Here is an 18,061-nt window from a genome sequence, read left to right as displayed (position 1 = left end):
CGGTGCACCGCTGAGCCGGGACCGCCACAAACGATACGGTCCCGGTTCAGCAGCGCATCACGTCGTGCTGCGCTGCGCCCGGGACAAGTAACTCAGATCAGCTTGCTCATCGCGACAGCCGTATCGGCCATGCGGTTCGAGAAGCCCCATTCGTTGTCGTACCAGGACATCACCCGCACCAGCGTGCCGTTCTGCACCTTGGTCTGGTCCATGTGGAAGGTCGACGAATGCGGATCGTGGTTGAAGTCGATCGAGACGTTGGGCGCGAAGGTGTAGCCGAGGATGCCCTTGAGCTCCTGATCGGCGGCGCGCTTCATCGCCTCGTTGATCTCTTCCTTGGTGGTGGCGCGCTTGGCGATGATCTTGAGGTCGACCACCGAGACGTTCGGGGTCGGCACGCGGATCGCGACGCCGTCGAGCTTGCCCTTCAGTTCGGGCAGCACCAGGCCGATCGCCTTGGCGGCGCCGGTCGAGGTCGGGATCATCGACATCGCCGCGGCGCGGCCGCGATACAGATCCTTGTGCATCGTATCCAGCGTCGGCTGGTCGCCGGTGTAGGCGTGGATGGTGGTCATGAAGCCGGTCTCGATGCCGACGGTGTCGTTCAGCACCTTGGCGACCGGGGCGAGGCAGTTGGTCGTGCACGAGCCGTTCGACACCACCATGTGGTCCTTCGAGAGGGTCTCGTGGTTGACGCCATAGACGATGGTCGCATCGGCGCCGTCCGACGGCGCCGAGACCAGCACGCGCTTGGCGCCGGCGGTCAGCAGCGTCGCGGCCTTGTCGCGCGCGGTGAAGATGCCGGTGCATTCCATCGCGATGTCGACGCCGACGTCCTTATAGGGCAGCGCCGACGGGTCCTTGATCGCCGTGACCTTGATCTTGCCGCGGCCGATGTCGATGGTGTCGCCGTCGACCTTGACCTCGAACGGGAAGCGGCCGTGCACGGAGTCGAAGCGGAGCAGATGGGCGTTGGTCTCGACCGGGCCGAGATCGTTGATCGCGACGACCTCGATGTCCTTACGGCCGGATTCGTAGATCGCCCGCAGCACGTTGCGGCCGATACGGCCAAACCCATTGATCGCGACCCGGACTGCCATCCAAATTCTCCTCGCTGCTCGTGATTTTCAATTGTTGCGACGGGGCGACCCCCGTACTTGTGCGGTTTCATGCCCTGAATACCGAGCGGTTGCAATCCGCTCGTTCATGATTCAGATCAAAGCCTTACTTGCCGCCGAGACGGCTTGCCGCAGCCTCTGCGACCGCCTCGGCGGTAATTCCGAAATGCTTGTACAGATCCTTCGCGGGCGCGCTGGCGCCGAAGCTCGACATGCCGATGAAGCCGCCCTCCGGGCCGATCACCGCGTCCCAGCCGAACCGCACCGCGGCCTCGACCGCGACCTTGACCGGGGCGTCGCCGATGATCGCCTTGCGGGTGGCGTCGTCCTGCTGCAGCAAGAGATCCAGCGACGGCACCGACACCACGCGCGCAGCGATGCCCTTGGCGGCGAGCAGCTTGTGCGCCGCGACCGCGATCTCGACCTCGGAGCCGGTGGCGAAGATCGTCACCTGAGCCTTGCCGTCGGCGGCGATCAGCTCATAGGCGCCCCGGGCGCAGCGGTTGTCGTCGGATTTGCTGGTGCGCACCGGCGTCAGATTCTGCCGCGACAGCGCCAGCACCGTCGGGCCCTTGGTGTTCTCCAGCGCGAGCTGCCAGCATTCGGCGGTCTCGACCGGGTCGGCCGGGCGGAACACCCGCATATTGGGCATCGCCCGCAGCGAAGCGAGGTGCTCGACCGGCTGATGCGTCGGGCCGTCTTCGCCGAGCCCGATCGAATCATGGGTCATGATGTAGACCACCGGGACATGCGACAGCGCCGCGATCCGCATCGACGGGCGGGCGTAGTCGGCGAAGCACATGAAGGTGCCGCCGGCCGGCGCGAAACCGCCATGCATCGCGATACCGTTCATCGCCGCCGCCATGCCCATTTCGCGGATGCCGTAATGGATGTAGCGACCCGAGAAGTCGTCCGGGGTGACGTCTTTCGCGTGTTTGGTGCGGGTGTTGTTGGACGGCGTCAGGTCCGCCGAGCCGAGCAGCATTTCCGGCACCACCTCGACGATGGCCTCCAGCGCCAGCTCGCTGGCCTTGCGGGTGGCGATGGTCTGCGGCTCCGCGACGAGCCTGTCCTTGAGCTTGCGGATCGCGCCGTCGAGCGCCGCCGGCCGCTTGCGGTCGATCACCCGGCGCTGGAATTCGGCGCGCAGCTCCTTGTCCATCGCGTCGAACTTCGACTGCCATTCCGCGTGGGCCTTGGCGCCCTTGGCGCCGACCGCGCGCCAAGCGGAGAGCACGTCGTCCGGAATTTCGAACGGGCCGTAGTCCCAGCCCAGCGCCTTCTTGGCGCCGGCCAGTTCTTCGGCGCCGAGCGGCTCGCCATGCGCCTTGGAGGTCCCGGCCCGGGTGGGGGCGCCGAAGCCGATCGTGGTCTTGCAGGCGATCATGGTCGGCCGGTCGGAGGCTTTCGCGGCCTTGATCGCCTCGGCGATCGCCTTGTGATCGTGGCCGTCGATCCGCATCGCATTCCAGCCATGCGCCTGGAAGCGCGCGACCTGATCGACATTGTCGGTCAGCGTCAGCGGGCCGTCGATCGAGATGCCGTTGTCGTCGTAGAGGAAGATCAGCTTCGACAGCCTGAGATGGCCGGCCAGCGCGATCGCCTCGTGGCTCACGCCTTCCATCAGATCGCCGTCCGAGCACAGCACGTAGGTGGTGTGATCGACGATCTCGCCGAATTCGGCGGCGAGCAGACGCTCCGCCAGCGCGGTGCCGACCGACGACGCCACGCCCTGGCCGAGCGGGCCGGTGGTGGTTTCAACCGAATCTGTGATGCAGTTCTCCGGGTGCCCGGGCGTCTTGGAGTCGAGCTGGCGGAACGCCTTGATCTGGTCGAGCGTCAGCTCGGAATTACCGGTGAGGTACAACAGCGCATAGAGCAGCATCGAGCCGTGGCCGGCGGACAGGATGAAGCGGTCGCGATCCGGCCAGTGCGCATCGGCGGCGTCGAATTTCAGGAACTCGGTGAACAGCACTGTGGCGACGTCGGCGGCGCCCATCGGCAGGCCGGGGTGGCCGGATTTGGCCTTCTCGACCGCGTCCATCGCCAGCGCCCGGATTGCGTTCGCCATACGGGAATGATCGACCTTCGCCATGATGTAACCACCTGAAATCGTGTGTTTGCCGGCGTTCCGCGAGCCGGAACGCGCTGTCGGTCCGGCTCAGCCAGACATGCGATAAGGCCGAGAGTACCGGGGTGCCAGCGTGGCATAGCACCCTGATCAGGCGAGTCCAAGGCGAGCACCTGCGACAAACCCGAGGCCTGCGCTTTATGGTGCATAGTTGAGCAGCAGCGTTGCGCTCGGCTCTCTTGCCACGTAAATTTCGCGCTCTAAAGGCTTGTCTGATCGTGGCTTTTATTTTGGACGCCTGAAGCTGCGAGGGGTCGCGCAACAAACCATGACCGATCGTCCCGTCCCCGGTTCCATCAGCGCCGATCAGGCTCCGACCGAGATCGTCGCGGCGACGCGTCGTATTGCCGCTGCGCTCGAGGCACTGGAGAGCGCGGTGGAGCGTCGTGCCGAGGCCGATCGCGACGAGGACGAGCTGGCTTCGCGGATTCAGGCGCTCGGCGCCGACCGCTCGCGGCTCGCCGACGAGCTCGACGGCTCGCTGGTGCGCACCCGCCGGCTGGAGCGCACCAATCGCGAGATCGCGCAGCGGCTCGACGCCGCAATCGGCACCATTCGCGCCGTGCTCGACACCGAGCCGGCCGACGAGGAGGAGCCGTCATGAATCCGAAGGACGCGGCCGCCTCCGCCAATCATGTCAGCGTCACCATCAACGGCCGGCAATACCGGATGGCCTGCGAGCCCGGCCAGGAGCCGCAGCTGCTCGGCCTCGCCGACAATCTCGAGAGCCGGATCCAGAGTCTGCGTGGCCGGTTCGGCGAGATCGGCGATGCGCGGCTCACGGTGATGGCCGCGCTGATGATGGCCGACGAACTGCTCGACGTGCACGGCCGCCTCGCCACGTTGCAGCAGGAAGTCGAGGTGCTGCGCGAGGACCGCACGCAGGCGCTCGACCGCACCGTGACGACCAACCGTGCCGTCGCCGCCGCGCTGAATTCGGCGGCCGAGCGCATCGAACGCACCACGCAGGTGCTGAACCGCACCATCGGCGGCGGCATCGCGATCGGGTAGTTCGCGTTCTCGACCCGACACTCAACTACGTCATTCCGGGGCACGCGCGCAGCGCGTGAACCCGGAATCCCGAGGTTCAGAGCACATCGAGATTCCGGGTTCGCGAGCTATCGCTCGCGCCCCGGAATGACATGATCAACGAAACAACATTCAAGAGCCGCAGCCTTCACCTCTCCCCGCGCGCGGGGAGAGGTCGGACCGCATCGAAGATGCGGGCCGGGTGAGGGGGCGTCTCGCCAAGGCCGAGCGCTGCTATGAAATCGAGAAGTGGCCGCGGCGATGCAGTTGTGGTGATCGGCTGCTCCGGCTCGTCGCGACGCCCCCTCACCCGGTCCGACCGCGCTTCGCGCGCTCGGTCCACCCTCTCCCCGCAAGCGGGGAGAGGGTTGCAATGCGCGCCCCGGAACGACGAATGATAGCGTGTTGCTTGTTGCTGGACGCGCGGGAAGTTATTACTTCCGCAATACGCCCACCAATTCGACGTGCGGCGTGTATTTGAACTGATCGACCGGCGTCACCTTCTCCAGCCGATAGCCGCCGTCGATCAGGAGCTTTGCATCGCGCGCGAAGGTCTGCGCGTTGCACGACACCGCGATGATCAGCGGCACTTTGCTTGCCGCTAGTTGCGCGGCTTGCGCCTGCGCGCCCTGGCGCGGTGGGTCGAACAGCACGGCGTCGAAATCGAGCAGTTCCGGCGGCGCCAGCGGGCGTCGGAACAAATCGCGCGGTTCGGCCTTGATCGGCTTCAGCCCGGAGGTGGCCTGCGCGGCCTTCTGCAGCGCGTTCACCGCCGGCGCGTCGCTGTCATAGGCGACCACCCGCGCCTTGGTCGCGAGCCGCAGCGCGAACGGGCCGACGCCACAGAACAGATCGGCGATCAGCTTCACGCGCTTGATCTCGGAGAGCGCCAGTTCGGCCAGCGTCTGTTCGCCGAGCGCGGTCGCCTGCAGGAACGCGCCCGGCGGCAGCGTGACGCGTGCGCTGCCGATTGCGATCGTCGGCGGCGTGCGCATCAGCACCAACTCGCCGTGCCGCGTCAGCCGCGCCAGTCGGTGCTTTTCAGCGAGCAGCGACAGCGCGCCGATCAGCTTCGGCGGCAGCGGACCGGAGCCGCGGACGTCGACGTCGAGCCCGTTCTCGGCGGCGGTGACCTGGATGTCGAGCGGCTTGCCGATCAGGGTCAGCGCTTCGGCCAGCGCCCACGCCGCCTCGATCGCGCCGTCGAGCGCCGGGTCGAGGATCGGGCAGTGATCGATCGCGATCACGTCGTGGCTGGCCGCGGCGCTGAAGCCGACCTTCAGCACGTCGTGGGTGCCCTTGCGGGCGTGCAGGGTGATGCGGCGGCGACCCGCGCCATGGGCGTCGATCAGCGGACCGACGGCACAGTCGATCCCGGCCTGCGCCAGCGTTTCGACCACGAGATTGCGCTTCCACGCCTGATACGCATCGCTCTGCCAATGCTGGATCGCGCAGCCGCCGCACATCCCGAAATGCGGGCAGAACGGATCGATCCGCTGCGGGCTCGCGACCGCCACGCGCCGCAATTTGCGGCGGTCGGGATGGCCGGCGACCGGCTCGGCCTCGATCGTCTCGCCGCCGAGCGCATAGGGCACATAGACCGCGCCGCCGTGGCCCAGGCTGACGCCGTCGCCGCGGTGGCCGACGTGATCGATTGCGATGAGTTCGTTCATTGCGATCCGATAGGCTTCGCGCCGCGATGCGTAAAGCCGGAAGTGATCAGCTTTGCGCCGGAACCGGCGGCGGCGCGCGCGTCAGCAGATGGAATCGCGCCACCAGCAGCGCGGCATAGACCGCGAGCCCGATCGCCAGCCCGATCCAAACGCCGAACGGGCCGAAGCCGCCGGGGAAGCCGAGCAGATAGCTGAACGGAAAGCCGACCACCCAGAACCCCAGCACCGCGAACAGCAGCGGGATCCGGGTATCGCTCTTGCCGCGCAGCGCGCCGTTGGCGACCACCTGCAGGCCGTCGGCGATGAAGAAGCTGGCGCCGACCAGCAGCAGCGACGCGGTGAGCTGCGCGGTCTCCACGGCCGTCGTGGAATTGCCGAGAAACAGTTGCGGAATCTCGTGCCGCGTCAGCGCCACCAGCAGCGTCATCAAGGCCATGAAGACGAATCCGAGCCCGATCGCGGTGAAGCCGGCGCGGCGTGCGCCGGCCGGATCGTGACGGCCGATCGCATGGCCGACGCGCACGGTGGCGGCGAGCGAGATGCCGAGCGGCACCATGAACATGATGGCGGCGATCTGCAGCGCAATCTGATGCGCGGCGAGCGCCGCGGTGCCGATCTGGCCCATCAACAGTGCGGCGGCGCCGAACACGCCGTATTCCAGCACGGAGGCGCCGGAGATCGGCAGGCCGAGCGCCAGCAGCCGTCGCATCAGCGGCGCATCGAACTTCATCAGTTCGCCGAACACCTGATATTTGCGGAAAGGCTGCAGCGTCACGCAGGCCACCGCCGCGGCGATGCCCATCGCGATCGAGATGATGCTGGTGGCGAGGCCGGCGCCGAAAATGCCGAGCTGCGGCAGCCCGAACGCGCCGTGGATCAGCGCGTAGGCGAGCACGCCGTTCAGCGGCACCGCGGCGAACATGATCCACAGCGCCGGCTCGGGGCGGTTGACCGCGCCCATGAAGCTGCGCAGCGCGATGAAGATCCAGCCCGGCACCAGCGACCAGGCGAGCCCATGCAGATAGCGCCCGGCGAGCTCAGCCACCTGCGGCTCCTGGCCAGCGGCCAGCAGCATCCGCTCGCCGTAGAACTGGCTCAGCGTCAGCGGGATGCCGGCGATCACCGCCGCCCACATCCCGACGCGCAGCGATGCGCGGACCTGGCGCGGCTCGCGTGCGCCATAGGCCTGCGCCGCCAGCGGCGCCACGGCGGAGACGAGGCCGATGCCGAGCATGAAGGCGATGAACAGCACCGTATGGGCGAGCGCCGCCGCGGCCACGGCGGAATCGCCGAGCCGGCCGATCAGCGCGAGGTCGGTCGTCATCATCGCGATCTGGCCGAGCTGCGTCAGTGCCATCGGCACCGCGAGCCACAGCGTCTCGACGATTTCAGTCCGCCACGCAGACGATTGCGCCGGCGCGCGGGCGCCGGCGGCGAGGTGCAAATCCGAGGAGGTCATGGCGCGCACCATAGCCCAACTTGCGGCTGCAGCGTGACCATCGGATCACGACGTGCAAGAATATGAAACTCAACCCCTGCGTGCGCCGAGGAAGAACTCGATATTGCCGTCGCCGCCCGCGATCGGCGAGGCGAACACGGCGATATCGGTGCAGCCGAGCGAGGCCGCGAAGGCGGTGATGTCGTCGATCACCGCGCGATGCGCTTCGGCGTCGCGGACGATGCCGTGTTTCGACGGCACCTCGAATTGCGGCTTGATCAGCGCCAGGAGGCTCATCGGCGCGGCGGCCAGCGACAATGCGGCGGGCAGCACCAGTTTCAGCGAGATGAAGCTGGCATCGATCACCACCACGTCGGGCCGCTGCGGCAGCCGTTTGCCCTCCAGGCTGCGGATGTCGGTGGCTTCCATCGACACGATCCGGGGGTGGCCGCGCAGCGACGGATGCAACTGATCGCGGCCGACATCGACCGCGAACACCAGCGCGGCGCCGTCGGCGAGCAGTACTTCGGTGAATCCGCCGGTCGAGGCGCCGACGTCGAGGCAGACGTGATCCTCGATGGCGATCGGATAGCGCTCCAGCGCGCCGGCGAGCTTGACCCCGCCGCGCGACACCCACGGATGCGCCGGCTGCGCGTCGAGCGCGGCGTCGAGCGGGATCTGTTCGGACACCTTGGTAACTTGCTTGCCGTCGGCGAACACCAGCCCGGCCTCGATCGCCGCCTGCGCGCGGGCGCGGCTCTCGAACAGGCCGCGCTCGACCAGCACGACGTCGGCGCGCTTGCGGGGCGATGGATCGGTCGGCTTGGCCATGCTCAGCCCGATGGGAACGTCATCGCCGATCTCCAGAGCGTCAGGTGCAGGACATCGGCAGCGACGAGGTGGATCTTCATGATCCGTGAGAGCGTTGAGTACACCTCTCCCCGCGCGTGGCGGCGATCGCACCTGAAAGCTAGCGGTCGCCGCGAACATCACCCTCCCCTGGAGGGGGAGGGTCGCTCGCGCAGCGAGCGGGTTGGGGTGGCGAAGAGTTCATCCGCAGTGCTCGCGGCTCACCCCACCCCGGCGGGCACCGCGCTTCGCGCGCTACCCGCCGACCCTCCCCCTCCAGGGGAGGGTGAAGAGAGTCGGAAGCGTCGTGGCGCTTACGCCAGCTTGACGGTCTCGGCGGCGTGTTCCTTGCCGAGCGCTTCGAACACCTTCTTGACGATCGCCTTGGCGTCGAGGCCGGCGGCGGCGTACATCGCCGCGGGCGTGTCGTGGTCGAGGAACACGTCGGGCAGCACCATCGCCCGCATCTTGACCTCGCCGTCGAGCTTGCCGTGGTCGGACAGCGTCTGCATCACGTGGCTGCCGAAGCCGCCGATCGAGCCTTCCTCGATGGTGATCAGGATCTCGTGCTCGTTGGCGAGCTTGATCACCAGATCGACGTCGAGCGGCTTCATGAAGCGGGCATCGGCGACGGTGGTGGAGAGACCGAGCGTCGCCAGTTCCTCGGCGGCCTTTTCGCACTCGGCGAGCCTCGTGCCGAACGACAGCAGCGCGACCTTGTTGCCCTGGCGAATGACGCGGCCCTTGCCGATCTCGAGCGGGACGCCGACATCCGGCATCTCGACGCCGCGGCCTTCGCCGCGCGGATAGCGCACCGCGCTCGGCCGGTCGTTGATCGCGACTTGCGTCGCCACCATGTGCACCAGCTCGGCCTCGTCGGAGGCGGCCATGATCACGAAATTCGGCAGGCAGCCGAGATAAGCGTTGTCGAACGAGCCCGCATGGGTCGCGCCGTCGGCGCCGACGAGGCCGGCGCGGTCGATCGCGAAGCGAACCGGCAGGCTCTGGATCGCGACGTCGTGGACGATCTGGTCGTAACCGCGCTGCAGGAAGGTCGAGTAGATCGCGCAGAACGGCTTGAAGCCCTCGGTGGCGAGGCCGGCCGCGAAAGTCACCGCGTGCTGCTCGGCGATGCCGACGTCGAAGGTGCGGTCCGGGAAGGCCTTCTCGAAGATGTCGATGCCGGTGCCCGACGGCATCGCCGCGGTGATGCCGACGACCTTGTCGTCCTTGGCGGCTTCCTTGACCAGGCTCTGGCCGAACACGTTCTGATAGGACGGCGCGTTCGACTTGGCCTTGGCCTGGGTGCCGGTGGCGATGTCGAACTTGACCACCGCGTGATACTTGTCGGACGCGGCTTCGGCCGGGGCGTAGCCCTTGCCCTTCTGCGTGACGACATGGATCAGGAACGGGCCGGTCTCGGCATCGCGGACGTTCTGCAGGATCGGCAGCAGATGATCGAGATTGTGGCCGTCGATCGGGCCGACGTAATAGAAGCCGAGTTCCTCGAACAGCGTGCCGCCGCCCATCATGAAGCCGCGGGAATATTCCTCGGCGCGGGCGGCACGGTCGGCGATCAGCTTCGGCAGGTGCTTGCCGATCTGCTTGCCGGCCTCGCGCAGCGAGCGGTAGGTCTTGCCCGAATACAGCCGCGACAGATAGGCCGACATGGCGCCGACCGGGGGCGCGATCGACATGTTGTTGTCATTGAGAATGACGATAAGACGGGAGTTCATCGCGCCGGCGTTGTTCATCGCCTCGTAGGCCATGCCGGCCGAGATCGAACCGTCGCCGATCACCGCGATGACGTTGTTGGTCCCGCCGGCGAGGTCGCGCGCCACCGCCATGCCGAGGCCGGCGGAGATCGAGGTCGAGGAATGCGCGGCGCCGAACGGATCGTAGTCGCTCTCGGTGCGCTTGGTGAAGCCGGACAGCCCGCCGGCGGTGCGCAGCGTGCGGATGCGGTCGCGGCGGCCGGTCAGGATCTTGTGCGGATAGGCCTGATGGCCGACGTCCCAGATCAGGCGGTCGCGCGGCGTATCGAAGACGTAGTGGATCGCCGTGGTCAGTTCGACGACGCCGAGGCCGGCGCCGAAATGGCCGCCCGTGACCGAGACCGCGTCGATGGTTTCCTGCCGCAATTCGTCGGCAACCTGCTGGACCTGGTCGATGCGGAGCTTGCGCAGATCGTCCGGTGTGCGGATGGTGTCGAGAAGCGGCGTTTTACTCAATTCGGTCACGGCGATCTTCCAGTCTTGACTATGGGGGTGGTGAGGCCCGCGACGAATGGTCCGAACTTGTCCAATTCACGGGAGCCCACCTGGCTTCCGCCTCCTTGTGCAGGAGAAAATCAACGATCAAAGCGTAAGGTGCGCCTCGATCAGTCGAAGTGATCTGGATCACTTTATTGCGGCAGCACACGTCCACCGAACCTGACACTGCCATTGGGCATTTGTGTCACGCGCGGCACATAAGTTCATACCTTTACACAAAGCTGAATTCAAAGCCAACCATGGGCTGCCTAACGCCTGGCCAGCCTGCGTAAACTTTCGGCCAATAAGGTTGATCCACGAATTTCCGAAGCGGGTTGTTGCCTGTCGGTCACGGTTTCGAGACCGGCGGCGGGCGGTTCTGGATCAGCTAAGACGGATGGAAGCTGTCAGTTTCCTGAACGACCTGTCAGGTCGCATCTGGGGCGCATTTCGCGCGGAATCCTATCGAAATAGCCCGAAAATGCTCTACTGGACGTCGAGCGGCTCGGTTCCGACCGGCTGCCCCTGGGCATCGGTGGTAATCTTGTCCACGCGGGCCTCGGCCTGGCGCAGCAGTTCCTCGCAGCGCCGCTTCAGCGCCTCGCCGCGCTCGTAGATCGCGACCGACTCCTCCAGCGGAACCTTGCCGTCCTCGAGCCGCTTGACGATGGTTTCGAGTTCCTCCATCGCGCGCTCGAAGCTCAGCTTCTTGACATCGGCGGGGGCGGCGTCGGCCATCGGCGGCTCCTGGATGCGCCGCGGCGCGGCCGGCGGCTTGTTGTTGTGAGCCGTCGAGGCGGAGGCGCCGGTCAGGCGCCCATCAGCGCGCCGACATGAGCGGCGACCGATTCACTCAGGCCCTGCAAGTCATAGCCGCCCTCGAGCACCGAGACAATGCGGCCGCCCGCGGTCTTGTCGGCGACCTCCATCAGCTTCTGCGTCACCCAGGTGAAGTCTTCGGCCTTGAGATTGAGGCTGGCCAGCGGATCGCGGTAGTGCGCGTCGAAGCCGGCGGAGATCACGATCAGTTCCGGCGCGAACCGCGTGAGCTGCGGCAGGATCACGGTCTCGAACGCGAAACGGAACTCCTTGCCGCCGTCTTCCGAGGCCAGCGGCGCGTTGACGATGTTGTCGTGCTCTCCGCGCTCGCCGGCCGAGCCGGTGCCGGGGAACAGCGGCATCTGGTGCGTCGAACAGTACATCACGGTGCGGTCGCCCCAGAAGATGTCCTGCGTGCCGTTGCCGTGGTGGACGTCGAAATCCACCACCGCGGCGCGTTCGATGCCGTATTTGCGTTGCGCATAGCGCGCCGCGATCGCGGCGTTGCCGAAGAAGCAGAAGCCCATCGGCTTGGTGACTTCAGCGTGGTGACCGGGCGGCCTCGTCGCCACGAAGGCGTTGGCGGCCGAGCCCTTCATCACCGCGTCGACCGCCGACACCGCGCCGCCGACGCCGCGCAACGCGGCTTCGAACGTGCCCGGCGACATCGAGGTGTCGCCGTCGACATAGACGATGCCGGTCGAGGGCGCCATGTGGCGCATCTCGACGATGTGGTGATCGGTGTGGCACAGCGCGATGTGCTCGAGCGAGCCGATCGGCGCCTCGCCGCGCGACAGCATCGAAAACCGCTCCGCGGTCAGCGCCTCGTTGACGGCGATCAGCCGCTCGGCGCGTTCGGGATGGCCCTCCGGCGTGTGATGCTCGAGACACGCGGAATGGGTCAGAAAGAGCGTGGTCATGCGGGGAGCGCCTGCAACGTCCGGTGCGTGGTGACGACGATAACTTCAGATCAACCTAGTTATCCGTCGCGTGTCGCGAAAGGCCAGCTTAAGGCTTAGAGCATCTTTCGGCAAAGTGGAAACGGTCCGGCGCAAGAAAATGCTGCATTCGATCAGCAGCGCGCGCGGTGGCAATACGTTCACCACGTTTACGTGATACGCGCGCGGCCGCTCAGTTCATGCGCGAGATCCGGTCCAGCGGCGCCGGCGCGATCGGGCTGTGCGCCCGGAAATAGCCGAACAGGGCGTCGACGTCGTAGACGCCAGTCAGGCGGTCGGTGCCCTGCGTGAACGGCGTGAAGCCGTCGCCGCCGGCGGCCAGATAGGCGTTGATCGTGACGCGGTAGCTGCGCTCGGCCGTGATCGGCTTGCCGTGCAGCAGCATCCGCTCGGCGACGATGCGCGCGCCCGGTGCGGCGGTATTGTCCCACGCATAGCTGAAGCCGCGCGACACCTGCAGGATGCGCGGACGCGCCGGATCCTGCCATTGCAGCTCCAGCGCCGCTTTGAGCTGCGCGCCGGTCAGCGTCATCGTCACCAGCTGATTGCGGAACGGCTGCGCGGCGAAGACATCGCCGAACGTCACCTTTCCATCTTCCGCGGCGTTGATATCGGCGCGCAGCCCGCCGGGATTGGTGATCGCGATCTCGGCGCCGCCGGTCTCGCGGTCGCGCGTGGCGGCGAGATGAGCGTCGGCGACCAGATCGCCGAGCGCGCTTTCGCCGGCCGCATTCGGCATCCGCGACACCGCTGCGGTGACGCTGCCGGCGGGCCGCGCCGCGATCGGCCCGGCGAGCCTGTCGTAGCTGTCGATCAGCGCGGTCTGCGCCGGGTCCTTCGCCAGCGTCTCGGTGCGCACAACGACATTATCAGCCCTGGCGCTGACGACGTCGCGGGTCTTGGGATCGAGCACGAGGTCGATCGCGGTGACCAGCGTGCCGTACCGGTCGCCGCTGGTGACCAGCCGGCCGTCGATCGTGCAGGTGTAGGCGCGGTGGGTGTGGCCGCTGATCACCAGGTCGACGGCCCTGTCGAACTTCCTGACAATCTCGACGATCGGCCCGGAGATTCCCGGACAGTCGTTGATGCCGCCGGTCGGAAAGCCGCCTTCGTGGATCAGCACCACGATGGCCTCGACGCCGCGGGCCTTCAGCTCGGCGACCTGTTCGTTGACGGTCTCGGCCTCGTCCCTGAACTGCAGCCCGGCGACGCCCGGCGGCGACACCATGGTCGGCGTCGTCTTCAGCGTCAGGCCGATGAAGCCGACCGGGATGCCGCCGAAGTCACGCACCGCGGTCGCCGGCAGCAGGGTCTTGCCGGTCGCGGTATCCACCGTCGAGGCGGCGAGATACTGGAATTTCGCCCCGGTAAACGGATGCGGCCCGAGGCAGCCGTCGACCGGATGGCAGCCGCCGTGCTGCATCCGCAGCAGCTCGGTCCGGCCCTCGTCGAATTCGTGATTGCCGACCGCCGACAGCGCCAGCCCCATCAGCGACATCGATTCGATCGTCGGCTCGTCGTGAAACATCGCCGACAAAAACGGGCTGGCGCCGATCAGGTCGCCGGCGGCGACGAAGATGCTGTGGGCGTGTCCCGCGCGCAACTGTTGGACCAGCGTCGCCATGTGCTCGGCGCCGCCGGCCGGCACGCTGGTCTTCTTGTCCGGATCGGCCGGGTCGGGCAGCGCCAGGCCGCCCGGCGGCGGCTGCAGATAGCCGTGGAAATCATTGATCGCGAGAATCCGCAGCTCGACCGACGTCGCCGCATCGTCGGCGCGGAGCGCGGTCGAGGCCAGCGCCAGCGCCAATACGGGCGCGAGCAGGGCGAGGCGACGTTTCAAAAGGGTCATCATGTGTCCGGTGTGCTACGCTCGGCGCGGGCATCGCTCAGGCGGGGCGCGCTGGCAACCTGTTTGTGGCGCGTCGGCGCCGTCCATCGGCGCGGCCAAGCGCCGCTGCCGGGTGTTTACGCGGCGACGATTGAGGAATCGCAAACCGCCGATGCGGGCATCATGATCACCTGTCCGCGTCGCGCCGGTCGGCGCATTGTCTCTACAGGTGCCGCATGCGCTCGAAACCGGTCACGCTCGTCCTCGCCACGCTCCTGCTCGCCACCCTCGCGCCCGCCGCCGCGCAGCAGCCGCCGGCGCCGCAGCAGGCCGACGCCATCAAGCCCGGCAATTCGCGCCTCGCCGATCTGATGGAAGCCGCCCAAATGCGGCACATCAAGCTGTGGTTCGCCGGCATCACGGGCAACTGGAAACTCGCCGGCTACCAGACCCGCCAGATCAAGACCCGGCTGCAGGACGCCGCCTCGCTGTACCAGAGCCTGCCGGTCGACGACGTCACCACCATGGCCAAACCGATCGCCGCGCTCGCCGTCGCGATCGCCGCCGAAGACAGCAAGGCCTTCGTCAAAGCCTATGGCGACCTGACAGCCGGCTGCAATTCCTGCCACCGCGAGCTGAAGATCGGCTTCATCGAACTGAAAGCGCCCGCGGCGAACCCGTTCAGCGATCAGGTGTTCGGGGCGGGGAAGGGGAAGTAGTTAGGGCTCAGGGGCACAAAAAATCGACGCCCCTCATTCGTCATGGCCGGGCTTGTCCCGGCCATCCACGTCTTGCCACGCCGATGCGCTCCAAGACGTGGATGCCCGGCACAGGGCCGGGCATGACGGAGCCAAGGGTATCGACTTGCGGCGTGTCGTTCGAGGAGGTGGGCTCTCCGCGGCGAACTAATCGTCCCCGCGCTGCCTACCCCTTCTTCCTCTGAAAGAACCGCGTGAACGCCCCGATCGCTTCCTGCGACTTCATCCGCTCGCCGAACAGTTTGCTCTCCTGATCGATCCGCGCGATCAGATCCGTCGGTGACGGCTTGATCAGCTTGCGCGAGATCGCCACCGCTTCGGCCGGCAGCGCGCAGATGTCGCGGGCGGCTTTCATGGCTTCCTCTTCGGTGTGGCCGGGCGCCACCACGGCGTTGACGAAGCCGGCGTCGCGGGCGTCGTCGGCGGAGAGTTTGCGGCCCATCACCAGCATGGCGAAGGCGCGGTGATGGCCCATGGCGCGCGGCGCCAGCAGGCTGGAGGCGCCCTCCGGCACCAGGCCGAGCTGGATGAACGGCGTCGAGAACACCGCCGAGGTCGAGGCCAGCACATAGTCGCAGTGGAACAGCAGCGTGGTGCCGATGCCGATCGCCAGCCCGTCGACCGCGGCGATCAGCGGCTTGGTATTGCGCGCGAGCGCGTAGAGAAAATCCGTCGCCGCGGTGACGCGCGGCGCGCCGCTCGCATCGGTGCCGGCCTTGAGGAAATCCTCGAGGTCGTTGCCGGCGGTGAACACGCCGGAGCCGCCGGTGATGATCAGGCAGCGGATGGTCGGATCGTTCTGCGCGCTGTCGATCGCCGCGGTCATCGCCCGATACATGTCCTGCGTCAGCGCGTTCTTCTTCTCCGGCCGGCGCATGGTGATCACGCGCACGGCGTCTTCATCGCTGACGATCAGATAGTCCGACATGGCATTTCCCCCAAAAGCCCGCAATTGTGGCGCGGTTGTCGTGAATGCGTCGCCGTCTACGCGGTCAGCACGGCGTCGGCGGTGGCCAGGACCGCGGCGGCGTCGACCACGCTGCGCTCCAGCGCGCCCGCCTGCACCGCGACGGTCTCGGCGAAGAACCGCGCCAGCGTGATCGCGCGCGCCGGATCGCTCGCGCCGTCGAGGTTGCGCGCGGCCAGCGCCTCCGCGGCCAGCGCGCAGCCGCCGAGCGTCGATCCGAACAGCCGCAGATACGGCGTCGCGCCGGCCAGCGCGTCGTTCGGCGAGGCTCCGAGCTTCTCCAGCAAGTATCTGCTGGTGCGGTCGAGCGCGCCCAGCGCGTCGCGCAGCCGCACGCCGGTGGCGCCGAACGCCGGATCGTTCGAGGCTTCGACGTCCTTGACGATGATGGATAGTTCGTCGAGCAGCGCGAACACCGAGGCGCCGCCTTGGGCGCCGAGCTTGCGGGTGACGAGATCGATCGACTGGATGCCGTTGGTGCCTTCGTAGATCGGCGCGATGCGCGCGTCGCGATAATGCTGCGCGGCGCCGGTTTCCTCGATGAAGCCCATGCCGCCGTGGATCTGCACGCCGAGCGAGGCGACCTCGGTGCCGATGTCGGTGGAGAACGCCTTGGCGATCGGCGTCAGCAGCGCCGCGCGCGCGGCCGCCGCGGCCTTCACCTTCGGATCGCTGCTGCGCGCCGCGATGTCCAGCGCCACCGCGGTCGAATAGCAGATCGTGCGCGCCGCGCCGGTCAGCGCCCGCATCAGCAGCAGCGTGCGCTTGACGTCGGGATGCTTGATGATCGGGTCGGAGCCTTTGCTGTCGCTACCGATGGCGCGGCCCTGCTTGCGCTCCTGCGCATAGGCCAAGGCCTGCTGATAGGCGCGGTCGGCGATGCCGACGCCTTCGAGGCCGACGCCGAGGCGGGCCTGATTCATCATCGTGAACATGCACTGCATGCCGCGATTTTCCTCGCCGATCAGATAGCCGATCGCGCCGCCCTGATCGCCCATCTGCATGGTGCAGGTCGGCGAGGCGTGGATGCCGAGCTTGTGCTCGACGCCGCTCGGGAAGATGTCGTTGCGCGCGCCCAGCGTGCCGTCGGCATTGACCAGGAATTTCGGAATCAGGAACAGCGAAATGCCCTTGGTGCCGGCGGGCGCATCGGGCAATCGCGCGAGCACGAAATGCACGATGTTGTCGGTCATGTCGTGGTCGCCATAGGTGATGAAGATCTTGCTGCCGAAGATCCTGTAGCTGCCGTCGGCCGCGCGCTCGGCGCGGGTGCGCAGCGCGCCGACGTCGGAGCCGGCCTGCGGCTCGGTGAGCTGCATCGTGCCGGTCCATTCGCCCGACACCAGCTTGCCGAGATAGATGCGCTTCAACTCGTCGCTGCCGTGCGCATGCAGCGCATCGATCGCCGACAGCGTCAGCAGCGGGCACAGCCCGAACGCCATGTTCGACGCCGCCCAGAGTTCGGTGCATACCGCGTTGAGCGCGCCCGGCAGGCCCTGGCCGCCGAAGTCCTCCGGGCCCGACACCGCATTCCAGCCCGCCGCGATCCAGCGCTGATAGGCGTCCGGCCAGCCCGGCGCGGTGGTGACGGCGTTGTGCGCCAGCTTGATGCCGTGCTTGTCGCCGATCCGGTTCAGCGGCGCCAGAATGTCGCCGGCGAACTTGCCGGCCTCTTCCAGCACCTGCGCGGTGAGCTCGCCGTCATAGTCGCCGAGATGCCCCGCCGCCACCGCGGCTTGCAGGCCGGCGCCATGGTTGAGGGAGAGCAGGATGTCGTCGATCGGAGCGCGATAGGTCATGGCGTTGTCCCGGCAAAGGAAAGCTGGCCCGCCTTCTTCCATGAAACGCCGCTGCTCTCAACCTTTCGTCACCTCCGGCCGCCCGGCTGCAATTTCGCGGTTCCATGCGGGCCCTCAGCGGTTGAAAACCGGCCGCCGTCTCTATAGACCGGCGGGGCCGGCCGGCGATTCAGCCGCTGCGGTCGCCTTGGCGCGGCCGTGCGGCCGATGATGGGGCGTAGCCAAGCGGTAAGGCAGGGGATTTTGATTCCCCCATGCGGAGGTTCGATCCCTCCCGCCCCAGCCAATGATTTCAATAGCTTGTATGAGCAGCTGACCGCCTCTGTGTTGCGGCATTCTTTCGAGTCGACCCCGAGTCGTCGACCCCAAGTCGACCCCAAGTCGACCTAATAGGTTCGAACTGGAATCTCCAGAATCCGACGTCCGTCACCGACGTGCAAA

14 protein-coding genes and 1 tRNA gene are annotated in these 18,061 nt (G+C 67.2%); 4 read left to right on the top strand and 11 right to left on the bottom strand.

The features are described from left to right. Positions 1–92 precede the first annotated feature (92 nt). Positions 93–1,100, bottom strand: coding sequence for a type I glyceraldehyde-3-phosphate dehydrogenase (gap, locus tag RPB_RS22505; protein ID WP_011443333.1), 1,008 nt, complete (start codon positions 1,098–1,100; stop codon positions 93–95). 124 nt (positions 1,101–1,224) lie between these two features. Next, positions 1,225–3,213: a transketolase gene (tkt, locus tag RPB_RS22500; RefSeq protein WP_011443332.1), complete on the bottom strand. Its 1,989-nt coding sequence runs from the start codon at positions 3,211–3,213 to the stop codon at positions 1,225–1,227. Positions 3,214–3,517: 304 nt separating this feature from the next. Between tkt and RPB_RS22495 the strand changes: the two genes are divergently transcribed. Next, the gene (locus tag RPB_RS22495; RefSeq protein ID WP_011443331.1) at positions 3,518–3,853 is read left to right on the top strand and encodes a DUF4164 domain-containing protein; all 336 of its coding nucleotides are present in this window, start codon (positions 3,518–3,520) and stop codon (positions 3,851–3,853) included. Continuing rightward, a complete protein-coding gene (locus tag RPB_RS22490) occupies positions 3,850–4,260 on the top strand; it encodes a cell division protein ZapA (RefSeq protein ID WP_011443330.1) in 411 nt (136 codons plus the stop codon). Before RPB_RS22495 ends, RPB_RS22490 begins: the two co-directional genes overlap by 4 nt. A gap of 452 nt (positions 4,261–4,712) precedes the next feature. Here RPB_RS22490 and RPB_RS22485 read toward each other — a convergent pair whose 3' ends face one another. The 7 genes from RPB_RS22485 to RPB_RS22455 form a co-directional block, all read right to left on the bottom strand. Further along, the gene (locus RPB_RS22485) at positions 4,713–5,951 is read right to left on the bottom strand and encodes a class I SAM-dependent RNA methyltransferase (protein WP_011443329.1); all 1,239 of its coding nucleotides are present in this window, start codon (positions 5,949–5,951) and stop codon (positions 4,713–4,715) included. A 46-nt stretch (positions 5,952–5,997) separates the two neighbouring features. Beyond that, complete coding sequence (locus RPB_RS22480; RefSeq protein ID WP_011443328.1) at positions 5,998–7,410, bottom strand: MATE family efflux transporter; 1,413 nt, start codon at positions 7,408–7,410, stop codon at positions 5,998–6,000. A 69-nt stretch (positions 7,411–7,479) separates the two neighbouring features. Beyond that, positions 7,480–8,220: a TlyA family RNA methyltransferase gene (locus RPB_RS22475; RefSeq protein ID WP_011443327.1), complete on the bottom strand. Its 741-nt coding sequence runs from the start codon at positions 8,218–8,220 to the stop codon at positions 7,480–7,482. Between the two features lie 332 nt (positions 8,221–8,552). Further along, on the bottom strand, positions 8,553–10,469 hold the full coding sequence (dxs, locus tag RPB_RS22470; RefSeq protein WP_011443326.1) for a 1-deoxy-D-xylulose-5-phosphate synthase: 1,917 nt from the start codon (positions 10,467–10,469) through the stop codon (positions 8,553–8,555). A gap of 507 nt (positions 10,470–10,976) precedes the next feature. Then, the gene (locus tag RPB_RS22465; RefSeq protein ID WP_011443325.1) at positions 10,977–11,228 is read right to left on the bottom strand and encodes an exodeoxyribonuclease VII small subunit; all 252 of its coding nucleotides are present in this window, start codon (positions 11,226–11,228) and stop codon (positions 10,977–10,979) included. A gap of 71 nt (positions 11,229–11,299) precedes the next feature. Beyond that, positions 11,300–12,229, bottom strand: a complete 930-nt coding sequence (locus RPB_RS22460; RefSeq protein ID WP_011443324.1) for a histone deacetylase family protein — start codon at positions 12,227–12,229, stop codon at positions 11,300–11,302. Between the two features lie 211 nt (positions 12,230–12,440). Next, a complete protein-coding gene (locus RPB_RS22455; protein ID WP_041799003.1) occupies positions 12,441–14,117 on the bottom strand; it encodes a bifunctional metallophosphatase/5'-nucleotidase in 1,677 nt (558 codons plus the stop codon). A gap of 215 nt (positions 14,118–14,332) precedes the next feature. Here RPB_RS22455 and RPB_RS22450 point away from each other — a divergent pair, with 215 nt between their 5' ends. Next, positions 14,333–14,815, top strand: coding sequence for a hypothetical protein (locus RPB_RS22450; protein ID WP_011443322.1), 483 nt, complete (start codon positions 14,333–14,335; stop codon positions 14,813–14,815). Between the two features lie 205 nt (positions 14,816–15,020). On the opposite strand, the gene RPB_RS22445 is transcribed toward RPB_RS22450, so the two are convergent. Further along, on the bottom strand, positions 15,021–15,782 hold the full coding sequence (locus tag RPB_RS22445; protein ID WP_011443321.1) for a crotonase/enoyl-CoA hydratase family protein: 762 nt from the start codon (positions 15,780–15,782) through the stop codon (positions 15,021–15,023). Between the two features lie 56 nt (positions 15,783–15,838). Continuing rightward, complete coding sequence (locus tag RPB_RS22440; protein WP_011443320.1) at positions 15,839–17,620, bottom strand: acyl-CoA dehydrogenase; 1,782 nt, start codon at positions 17,618–17,620, stop codon at positions 15,839–15,841. Positions 17,621–17,831: 211 nt separating this feature from the next. On the opposite strand from RPB_RS22440, the gene RPB_RS22435 reads away from it, so the two are divergent. Further along, a tRNA-Gln gene (locus RPB_RS22435) sits at positions 17,832–17,906 on the top strand. Positions 17,907–18,061: the final 155 nt, after the last annotated feature.

Source organism: Rhodopseudomonas palustris HaA2, assembly GCF_000013365.1.
In the GTDB taxonomy this organism is placed as follows: Bacteria; Pseudomonadota; Alphaproteobacteria; order Rhizobiales; family Xanthobacteraceae; genus Rhodopseudomonas; species Rhodopseudomonas palustris_J.
Note: the sequence above shows the minus strand (reverse complement) of the source record. Positions and strands in the feature narration are given on the sequence as shown.

What these genes read in the sequence shown, in the direction of transcription:
- RPB_RS22480 (WP_011443328.1), bottom strand. Translation starts at nt 7,410, where the DNA reads ATGACCTCCTCGGATTTGCACCTCGCCGCCGGCGCCCGCGCGCCGGCG.
- tkt (WP_011443332.1), bottom strand. Translation starts at nt 3,213, where the DNA reads ATGGCGAAGGTCGATCATTCCCGTATGGCGAACGCAATCCGGGCGCTG.
- RPB_RS22495 (WP_011443331.1), top strand. Translation starts at nt 3,518, where the DNA reads ATGACCGATCGTCCCGTCCCCGGTTCCATCAGCGCCGATCAGGCTCCG.
- RPB_RS22450 (WP_011443322.1), top strand. Translation starts at nt 14,333, where the DNA reads ATGCGCTCGAAACCGGTCACGCTCGTCCTCGCCACGCTCCTGCTCGCC.
- RPB_RS22460 (WP_011443324.1), bottom strand. Translation starts at nt 12,229, where the DNA reads ATGACCACGCTCTTTCTGACCCATTCCGCGTGTCTCGAGCATCACACG.
- RPB_RS22445 (WP_011443321.1), bottom strand. Translation starts at nt 15,782, where the DNA reads ATGTCGGACTATCTGATCGTCAGCGATGAAGACGCCGTGCGCGTGATC.
- RPB_RS22485 (WP_011443329.1), bottom strand. Translation starts at nt 5,951, where the DNA reads ATGAACGAACTCATCGCAATCGATCACGTCGGCCACCGCGGCGACGGC.
- RPB_RS22490 (WP_011443330.1), top strand. Translation starts at nt 3,850, where the DNA reads ATGAATCCGAAGGACGCGGCCGCCTCCGCCAATCATGTCAGCGTCACC.
- RPB_RS22465 (WP_011443325.1), bottom strand. Translation starts at nt 11,228, where the DNA reads ATGGCCGACGCCGCCCCCGCCGATGTCAAGAAGCTGAGCTTCGAGCGC.
- RPB_RS22455 (WP_041799003.1), bottom strand. Translation starts at nt 14,117, where the DNA reads ATGACCCTTTTGAAACGTCGCCTCGCCCTGCTCGCGCCCGTATTGGCG.
- gap (WP_011443333.1), bottom strand. Translation starts at nt 1,100, where the DNA reads ATGGCAGTCCGGGTCGCGATCAATGGGTTTGGCCGTATCGGCCGCAAC.
- RPB_RS22475 (WP_011443327.1), bottom strand. Translation starts at nt 8,220, where the DNA reads ATGGCCAAGCCGACCGATCCATCGCCCCGCAAGCGCGCCGACGTCGTG.
- RPB_RS22440 (WP_011443320.1), bottom strand. Translation starts at nt 17,620, where the DNA reads ATGACCTATCGCGCTCCGATCGACGACATCCTGCTCTCCCTCAACCAT.